The 7,895-nt window shown below is 51.6% G+C and carries 7 protein-coding genes and 1 pseudogene; 6 read left to right on the top strand and 2 right to left on the bottom strand.

Annotation, left to right across the window (positions count from 1 at the left end):
* Together H503_RS12560 and H503_RS0106250 are read right to left on the bottom strand one after the other, a co-directional pair.
* A pseudogene (locus H503_RS12560) lies at positions 1 to 184 on the bottom strand (ISL3 family transposase); the annotation flags it as partial.
* Positions 185 to 590: 406 nt separating this feature from the next.
* Complete coding sequence (locus H503_RS0106250) at positions 591 to 1,472, bottom strand: YitT family protein (RefSeq protein ID WP_016459708.1); 882 nt, start codon at positions 1,470 to 1,472, stop codon at positions 591 to 593.
* Between the two features lie 258 nt (positions 1,473 to 1,730).
* Between H503_RS0106250 and ispE the strand changes: the two genes are divergently transcribed.
* The 6 genes from ispE to H503_RS0106220 all read left to right on the top strand — a co-directional run bounded on the left by ispE (position 1,731) and on the right by H503_RS0106220 (position 7,882).
* Entirely contained in the window at positions 1,731 to 2,594 is an 864-nt protein-coding gene (gene ispE / locus H503_RS0106245) for a 4-(cytidine 5'-diphospho)-2-C-methyl-D-erythritol kinase (RefSeq protein ID WP_035196077.1), read from the top strand.
* Complete coding sequence (locus H503_RS0106240; RefSeq protein WP_009015498.1) at positions 2,587 to 3,291, top strand: GntR family transcriptional regulator; 705 nt, start codon at positions 2,587 to 2,589, stop codon at positions 3,289 to 3,291. The genes ispE and H503_RS0106240 overlap by 8 nt, the downstream gene beginning before the upstream one ends.
* 45 nt (positions 3,292 to 3,336) lie before the next feature.
* Positions 3,337 to 4,149: a pur operon repressor gene (purR, locus tag H503_RS0106235; protein ID WP_009015497.1), complete on the top strand. Its 813-nt coding sequence runs from the start codon at positions 3,337 to 3,339 to the stop codon at positions 4,147 to 4,149.
* Positions 4,150 to 4,203: 54 nt separating this feature from the next.
* On the top strand, positions 4,204 to 5,418 hold the full coding sequence (gene ilvA, locus H503_RS0106230) for a threonine ammonia-lyase (protein ID WP_009015496.1): 1,215 nt from the start codon (positions 4,204 to 4,206) through the stop codon (positions 5,416 to 5,418).
* 41 nt (positions 5,419 to 5,459) lie between these two features.
* Positions 5,460 to 6,830 (top strand): bifunctional UDP-N-acetylglucosamine diphosphorylase/glucosamine-1-phosphate N-acetyltransferase GlmU, encoded by a 1,371-nt coding sequence (glmU, locus tag H503_RS0106225; protein ID WP_009015495.1) that lies wholly within the window; start codon positions 5,460 to 5,462, stop codon positions 6,828 to 6,830.
* An 86-nt stretch (positions 6,831 to 6,916) separates the two neighbouring features.
* A complete protein-coding gene (locus H503_RS0106220) occupies positions 6,917 to 7,882 on the top strand; it encodes a ribose-phosphate diphosphokinase (RefSeq protein ID WP_014128199.1) in 966 nt (321 codons plus the stop codon).
* The last annotated feature ends 13 nt before the right edge of the window (positions 7,883 to 7,895 follow it).

Genomic DNA, 7,895 nt, shown 5'->3' with positions numbered 1-7,895 from the left:
CGATAGCAATCCTTTGCCAACGGTAATCCTTGATTCTATCGGTCTTCGCATGACAATTAGGGCATTGGACAACAGCTCGATTCAGTTCCATAATAAATTCAATTTGTTGCTCACTGTGGATGCATTTTTTTATTACGTTACCTTTGACATTCAAGGAATTTGCTATATAATCAAATGTGGACATAGGCCATCTTCCTTTCATTTAGGTTTGGCGATTTAATTGTAAGAGTGGATGCCGTCTATGTCCACTTTTTTATGCAAAAATGGGGTGAGGAAAGAATATTTCCTCACCCCAACATTTATTATAGAACCTTTTTTCGAATAGACGGAGGAACAAGGAAAGCCCGCTTCTGATCCGGTTTTCTTGGCCCTTTGGATGCTCCTATGGCAGGGAAGAAAAGGGAATCTGAGGCCATCCAAATAAAGGAAAAAGGAATGGACGCTTTTTTGCTTGCTCCATGGCCCTTGACATAACGGCTCTGGCACGGTGCTCCAGCATGGGACGTCCTAAAAACGCCCTAACGGGAAAAACGGCTTTCCATAGGCTCTTTTACCTATGGAAAGCCGTTTTTTTCTTTGGCTGACTTTCTTTATGCGTGCTTTTCTTTTTCACCTTCTGCTGGCGGCAGGTAGACATCGGGCTGGGTGAAGCCCCGTCCAAAGACATCGTTTGCGTCTTGGACGAGGACAAAGGCAGCAGGGTCGACGCGCTCGATGAGTTTCAGCAGGTGTCCCAACTGGCGAATCTTTACGACGACAAGAAGGATTTCCTTGTCTTTTCCCGTATAGCCGCCGGCCCCTTTGAGAATGGTAATGCCTCGGTTCACTTCACTGATGACCAGCTTGCGGATCGTATCAGGCTGCTGGGTGATGATGAGCACACTTTTTTTGTAGTCAAAGCCCACCATGGCGACGTTTGTGGCCTTAAAGCAGAGGAAGAACAGGACGAGGCTGTAGAGGACCGGTTCAAGGCCGACAAAGTAGAGGGCGCAAGTAACGACAATGGCATTGAAGATAAAGTTGGTTGTACTGATTCCAATGTTGTAGAATTTCTTGGCAATGAACCCTAGGATATCGACGCCGCCCGTCGATCCATCCACACGGTAGACCAAAGCCGCACCAATGCCTTCAAGGGCTCCGCCAGCAATACAGGTAAGAAGGGGATCTGTGACATAGGTTGTGTGGGAGAGGAAGGCCGTCCCATCAAGGAAGATGGAAAAGAGCGCGGTTCCAATGAGGCTATCCACGAGGAATTTGCGGCTCATGAATTTATAGGCCATGTAAAAGAGCGGCACGTTGAGCAGAAAGCTTGTGACGCCCATGGGAAAGCCTGCAATATAGTAAATCAGCATGGCAAGACCTGCAATCCCTCCGGAAAGGAAATGGTGCTGGACGAGGAAAACGTTGATGGCAAGGGCCATGATGAAACAGCCCAGGGCAAAATGGAGATACTTGATGATGTGTTTTTTCATGGAGGTCACCTTCTTTGTTTGATCAGGAACGGGCACAGGAAAGGATGGATGCATCTTAAGTCCGTGCTTATCCCATTCATTCAGTTTTGCTTTTTCGTTGCTTGTCCTATTCTATCATGTTTTCATGTACTTTGACAGATGGACATTTTGAACAAGAACGTTTTTTGAAAATATTCTTGCGAATGTTCACAATTTACTTGTTTTTATTGGCGTTTCACGGTACAATGAATACACAATACAAAGAGGTGGAAAGTGAACATGAAGGAATTCGCCCCTGGCAAGATCAACCTGGCCCTGCGCGTTGGAAAGCGCCGTGCCGATGGGTTTCATGATGTCGATATGGTCATGCAGAGTATCTCCCTTGCGGACACGATTACGCTGGAAGAAGCTCCTACCCTTACCTTGACCATAGATAGCTCAGCCTTGCCTTGTGATGAACGCAATCTGGCTTACCAAGCAGCCCTTGTTTTTGAAAAATGGACAAAAATAAAGCCGGCGGTTCACATCCACATCCAAAAACGCATTTATCTTGCTGCCGGTCTTGCTGGCGGCAGTGCAGATGCAGCAGGGGTCCTGCGCATCCTCAACCGGTACTATGGAAAGCCCCTTTCAAGGGGGCAATTGGAAGAAGCGGCTGCTGAAATTGGCAGTGACGTTCCTTTCTGTATTGCCGGTGGGACGCAGCGCGCCCTTGGAAGAGGGGAATTGATGAGACCGCTGCCTCCGTCACCTACGCTCTGGATGGTCCTTGCCAAACCAGCGGCCCTAGGGGTTTCGACGGCAGAGGTCTATCGCGCCTTGGACGGCGTAAAGGACCGGAAAGAAACGGATACCGATGCCTGTGTGGCCGCACTCGAGCACCACGACACGAAGGCCCTTCTTTCTGCGCTCAATAATGACCTGGAAGCGGTTACCTTGGAAAAGGTTCCCTTTCTGGTTGCCTTGAAAGAGGCGATGCTTCGTCTAGGTGCGGAAAAGGCCATGATGAGCGGCAGCGGCCCTACCGTCTTTGGTCTTGTAAAAGATGAAGAAACGGCATGCCGACTGAAGGAAAAGCTCCGGGAAACTTTTTCCCAGGACCTGCTTCTGGATGTGGCTTGTACGGAGGAGTATTATGGTTAAACATTTGAGGCAGATTCCCCTGGATACTTATAAACCGCTTCGGGAAGTGGTCATTGAAAATATCAGGGATGCCATCTTGAGCGGGGATTTTCCCGCCGGGATGCGTCTGACGGAACTGCAGCTTGCTGACGAAATGGGGGTCAGCCGGACCCCAATCCGGGAAGCCATCCGCAACTTGGAACAGGAAGGCCTTGTGGTCATGATTCCGCGGCGCGGTGCTTACGTTGCCGACGTATCAATCCATGACATCAATGAAGTCTATGAGATTCGTACGGCCCTTGAAACCTTGGCGGCAGGGCTTGCGGCAGAGCGCATCGAGGATTCTGAAATCGAGGAAATGGATAAATATCTCATTGCCACAAGGACGTATGTGAGCCGTCTTGACTATGCAAAAATCGTTGAAATGGATACGGCTTTCCATGATGTCATCTATAAGGCCAGCCGCAATAAACGCTGCATGAACATCATCAGCACCCTTCGGCAGCAGATCACAAGCATCCGTGAACGGAGCATGCCTTACCCGGGCCGTCTTGACGAAATGCTTTTGGAACATCGAGCCATTGTGGATGCCATTGCCCAGCGGGACGTGGAAAAAGCCCAGATGGCCGTCAAGACCCATATGGAAAATGCGGAACGAACCTTGCTCCGCGTCATTGAAGAACAGCACCTGGTACCAACCAAGAAACACGAACCATAAAAAGACATAAGCGCAAGTCATGCATCAGAAAGTAGAGGGGATCTTATGGCTAGAGTAAAACGTTTGGAAAGGATCGTGGCCCTGACCAAGGAACTGACGGATAAGCCTTTCCAGCTGTTTCCATTTTCCTATTTCTGCGACAAATTCACTGTCGCCAAATCCACGCTGAGTGAGGATGTGCAGACTGTTCGCAACGGTCTTGCTGCCTATGACCTTGGCATCATTGAGACGGTGGCCGGCGCCAGCGGCGGCGTCCGTTTCATTCCTTACCACACGGCCAAATCGGACAATCAGTTCTTGGGTGAGCTTTGTGAACGCCTCAATTCACCGGACCGCGTCCTGCCGGGCGGCATGATCTATATGAATGACCTCATCCTCAATCCCCAGATTGTATCGCGTCTGGGAGAAATCATCATGCAGCGCAGCATCGAACTGAAACCCCAGTACATCATGACCGTTGAAACAAAAGGCATTCCCTTGGGCCTGTCTGCTGCCAAGGCGTTCAATATTCCCATGGTCATGGCCCGCAAGGAAGCGCGTATTACGGAAGGCCCGGCCGTGAGCATCAGCTATCTGTCTGGTTCCACTAAGAAGATCCAGTCCATGTCGCTTCCTAAAAAAGCCCTGCCCCATGGGGCCCGCGTCCTTGTCATCGATGACTTCATGCGTGCCGGCGGTACAGCCAACGGCTTGTGCGAACTTGCCGAAGAAGTGGGCGCGGAAGTCGTCGGCGTCTATCTTTTCATTGCTGCCAAGGAACCTGCCAAGAAACTTGTTCGTGAATATGCATCCCTGCTGACGCTTCGGGGTGTCGATGAAACCAGTAAAGCGGTTGACATCGTTCCCGAAATGTTATAAGAATCCATCCCCATTATCCCATTCAAGATTTTCTTTTAAGGAGGAAAACCAAACATGAACGAAGCAAGTGTAACACTCAACGCCATTGAAGAAGCTAGAGCCCGTCTGAAAGGTCTGGTCCATGAGACGCCCCTTGACATGTCCCACACGATTACCACTTTGGCAGACAGGGAAACCTACCTGAAACTTGAAAATCTCCAGCGCACAGGTTCCTTCAAGATCCGCGGTGCTTCTAACTGCATCATGACTTTGAGCCCGGAACAAAAAGAGCGCGGAATCATTGCAGCCTCTGCCGGCAACCATGCCCAGGGCGTTGCCCTCGGCGGGACCATGAACGCTATCCGTTCCACGGTCGTCATGCCGGAAGCCGCCCCCCTTGCCAAGGTGCAGGCAACCAAGGGCTATGGTGCCAATGTTGTCCTCCACGGCAAGACTTTCGACGAATCCTTGGCCAAGGCCATGGAAATCCAAAAGGAAACCGGCGCTTATTTCGTTCATCCCTATGATGATCCCATGGTCATTGCCGGTCAAGGGACGGTAGGGCTTGAAATCCTTGAACAGTGCCCTGATATTGAAAACATTGTTGTTCCTGCTGGCGGCGGCGGACTGCTTTCCGGGATTGCCACGGCCGTCAAGAACAAGGCGCCCCATGTCAAGGTCTATGGCGTGCAGAGTGAAAAGGCCCCGGCCATTTATCTTGGTAAGAAGCAGAACAAATGGGTCAGTCATCCGTCGGGCAAGACCATTGCCGATGGCTGTGCTGTTGGGATGCCGGGAAAACTGACTTTTTCCTTGATCCAAAAGTATGTCGATGATATGCTTCTGGTTAAGGAAGAAGATATTGCAGCTGCCATGCTGCTTGTCCTCGAACGGGGCAAACTGGTCATGGAAGGCGCCGGTGCCATGCCGGTTGCGGCTGCCCTGCAGCATCTTATCCCTACACCGGGCAAGACGGCCCTTGTCATCAGCGGCGGCAACATTGATGTCAACACCGTTTCCCGGATTATCGAAACGGGGCTCATGCGGACGGGACGCCGCGTGAAATTAGAAACGAGAATGGCTGACCGGCCGGGCGAACTTGTAAAATTCATCAAACACCTTGAAAAAATGCAGGCTAACATCCTGTCCATCACCCACGAACGGGTGGATCGCAGCCTGCTTCTTGGTGAAACCCTCGTTTCCGTCGAACTGGAAACCAAGAACGCAGCTCATGTCAATGAGATTGAAGAAGAGCTACGCCAAGCAGGATATACTATCGAGGTCCGCTAACAGATTTTATGCGGGCCTATCCATGAGGAGGCTATCGAACCATGTCAGAATTTGCTGCCATAATTCTTGCGGCAGGAAAGGGAACGCGGATGAAATCCAAACTCCCTAAGGTCCTACATAAATTATCGGGAAAACCCATGCTGGAACACGTCCTTGACGCAGCAGGGGAGGCCGGTGTCGATGATGAGATCGTCATTGTCGGGTTTGGCTCGGAAAAGGTCACGGAGTTCCTCGGAACCCGGGCCCGTGTGGCCATCCAGAAAGAACAGCTGGGAACGGGTCATGCCGTTCTCCAGGCGCGGGATCTTTTGGGCGGGGAAAAAGGAACGGCCCTCATCCTCTGCGGGGATACGCCCCTTTTGGAAGGCGCGGAGCTGAAGAAATTTTATGAGACGCACCTTGAAAGCGGTGCCGGCGTCAGTGTCCTTACGGCAGACGCCCCCAATCCCTTCGGCTATGGCCGCATTCTGCGTGACAGTGTAGGCCGCGTTACGGGCATCGTGGAAGAAAAGGATGCCAGTGAGGCCCAGCGGAAGATTCACGAAATCAATACGGGGATTTACTGCGTGGAAATGCCGCTGCTTTTTACCCTTCTGGAAAACTTGTCCAATGACAATGCCCAAGGGGAATATTATTTGACCGATATCTTGGCCGAATGCCTGAAACGGGGCCGCGATGTGTGCGGCATCAAGACCCAGGACTTTGACATGGTCATGGGCATCAATTCCCGCCGCCAGCTGGCTCAGGCCCAGCGCGTCATGAATGAGCGCATTGTGGGCCGTCTCATGGATGAAGGCGTCACCATCATGGATCCTTCCACGACCTTTGTGGAAAAAGGGGTCAAGGTGGGTCGTGATACGGTCCTGTATCCCTTTACCCTCCTCGAAGGAGAGACGGAAATCGGCGAGGACTGCGTCATTGGGCCCAATGTTCGCTTTACGAATGTCACCGTCGGCCATGGGTCATCCATCCAGTTTGCCTATGCTCATGACTGCCGTGTCGGAAATGGAGTGACGATGGGCTGCTTCAATCATCTGCGCCCCCATACGGTGCTTTCCGATCATGTCAAGGTCGGCAACTTTGTCGAAGTGAAAAATTCCACGGTCGGCGAAGGAAGCAAGCTGCCCCATCTTCAGTACATCGGTGACAGCGACATTGGCAGCGGCGTCAATATGGGGTGCGGCACCATCACGGTCAACTATGATGGTAAGGAAAAACACCGCACTACCATCGAGGACAACGCCTTTGTGGGCTGCAACAGCAACCTGGTGGCGCCGGTTACCGTTGGTCGGGGAAGTTATGTCGCGGCCGGATCGACCATTACGAAGAATGTGCCGGAAGACGCACTTGCCGTAGCGCGGGGCAAACAGGTGAACCTCGAGGGTTGGGCTAAGAAGCATCGGGAAAAATGAGGTTGTTTTTGACGGCCTCCCGTTGTATACTTTACCTATTGGTAGCGTACTGATAAATTTTTTACAAAATAGTTGGGGGTATAAGAATGTTGGGTAATAAGACAGGCGATGACATGAAGATTTTCTCCGGTAACGCCAATCCGGACCTGGCACGCGAAATTGCCGCGTATCTGGGCACACAAGTAGGGGATGCCGTCATCAACCGTTTCAACAACGGCGAAGTTCAGGTCATGATCAATGAAAGTGTCCGCGGCAAGGATGTATTTGTTATCCAGCCGACCTGCGGACCCAGCGTCAATGACAATGTCATGGAACTGCTCATCATGTGCGACGCCTTCAAACGTGCCAGCGCAAGACATATTACGGCCGTTGTGCCTTTTTATGGCTATGCCCGTCAGGACCGCAAAGCCCGCGGCCGCGAACCGATTACGGCAAAACTGATGGCTGATCTGATGGCTGTTTCCGGTATTACCCGCGTTGTCACCATTGACCTGCATGCTGCCCAGATCCAAGGTTTCTTTGATATCCCTGTAGACCATATGCCTGGCGGCCCAATCCTTGCTGACTACATTAAGGAAAAAGGGTTCAGTCATGAAGACATGATTGTTGTTTCCCCGGATCTAGGGGGTGTCAGCCGTGCCCGCAAGATTGCCACGCGCCTCAACTGCGGCATTGCCATTATCGACAAGCGCCGTCCGGAACCGGGTGTGGCAGAAGTCATGAACCTCATCGGTGATGTCAAGGACAAGATCTGCATCATGGTGGATGACATTGTGGATACGGCAGGTTCCCTGACGGAAGGGGCCAAAGCCCTTGAAAAGTTCGGTGCCAAGGAAATTTATGCCTGCTGCACCCATCCCATCCTGACCGATCCGGCTCTCAGCCGCATCGCCAAGAGCAACATCAAGGAATTGATCGTTACGAACACGATTCCCCTGCCTCCGAATAAGAAACATCCGAAGATTACCCAACTTTCCGTGGCTCCTATTTTGGCGGAGACCATCCTTCGCATCTACAATCAGCTGTCCATCAGCCAGCTCTTCGAGGAGTAAGGAACGTGAGCTT

It is taken from the genome of Acidaminococcus intestini DSM 21505, assembly GCF_000425045.1.
Lineage (GTDB): Bacteria > Bacillota > Negativicutes > Acidaminococcales > Acidaminococcaceae > Acidaminococcus > Acidaminococcus intestini.
The sequence above is the reverse complement of the archived record's forward strand: the minus strand, read 5'-3'. Positions and strand labels throughout refer to the sequence as shown.

Excerpts from the sequence above, each read along its gene's own strand:
- H503_RS0106250 (WP_016459708.1), bottom strand. The coding sequence starts at position 1,472 with ATGAAAAAACACATCATCAAGTATCTCCATTTTGCCCTGGGCTGTTTC.
- ispE (WP_035196077.1), top strand. The coding sequence starts at position 1,731 with ATGAAGGAATTCGCCCCTGGCAAGATCAACCTGGCCCTGCGCGTTGGA.
- H503_RS0106240 (WP_009015498.1), top strand. The coding sequence starts at position 2,587 with ATGGTTAAACATTTGAGGCAGATTCCCCTGGATACTTATAAACCGCTT.
- purR (WP_009015497.1), top strand. The coding sequence starts at position 3,337 with ATGGCTAGAGTAAAACGTTTGGAAAGGATCGTGGCCCTGACCAAGGAA.
- ilvA (WP_009015496.1), top strand. The coding sequence starts at position 4,204 with ATGAACGAAGCAAGTGTAACACTCAACGCCATTGAAGAAGCTAGAGCC.
- glmU (WP_009015495.1), top strand. The coding sequence starts at position 5,460 with ATGTCAGAATTTGCTGCCATAATTCTTGCGGCAGGAAAGGGAACGCGG.
- H503_RS0106220 (WP_014128199.1), top strand. The coding sequence starts at position 6,917 with ATGTTGGGTAATAAGACAGGCGATGACATGAAGATTTTCTCCGGTAAC.